At 69.9% G+C, this 605-nt stretch carries 1 pseudogene; it reads right to left on the minus strand.

Annotated features, from left to right (window positions below):
* A pseudogene (locus tag KVT44_RS55535) lies at window positions 1-560 on the minus strand (metallophosphoesterase); the annotation flags it as partial.
* Window positions 561-605 lie beyond the last annotated feature (45 nt).

The following is a 605-nucleotide window of genomic DNA, read 5'->3' on the forward strand; positions in this document are numbered from 1 at the left end:
TCGAGGGGACCGTAGTGGGTGTCGGTGATGAGGACGACGCGGATGCCGTCCAACCCGGCACCCAGCCGTGGGAGTTGCACGTCGAGTCGGCGCACGCGTGGCACGCGGCGGGCTTCGGCGTACCCCCAGGCGAGTAGTACGGCGGTCAAGCCGAGGACGGCCCAAGTGGCAATTCGAGCCCGGTCCTGACTCTCGTCGACGCCGGCCACGGTCAGGACGAGCCGCAATGGGACGCCGAGCAGAATGGACCAGGTGAACAGAACCCAACTGGTGCCCAGCAGGGTGTCCCCGACGATCGCCGCCCAGTCCTGCTGCCGTCGGCCGTGGCCGCGCACCATCGCGAGCGGCATACCGATCAGGCCGAGGGCGAACAGGGCGGTGCCGGCGAGCGCGACGGGCAGCGGCCAGTGCTGGCCGCTGTGCAGGAGCACCCAGCAGGGCACGGTCCACAGTAGGACGGGGGCGATCAGGGGGAGGTAGCGCATCAGGCGGTGCAGTCGGCTCTGCCGCGGCGCTTGCGCTTCACTGTCGGCGGATCGGGTGTCGCTGGTGTCGGTCACGCTTCCCCTCGCAAACCAGGCTGCCGTCTCGCGTACTGTATCCGG

The sequence above is a fragment of the Streptomyces sp. GbtcB7 genome, from assembly GCF_019091445.1.
GTDB classification, from domain to species: Bacteria; Actinomycetota; Actinomycetes; order Streptomycetales; family Streptomycetaceae; genus Streptomyces; species Streptomyces mirabilis.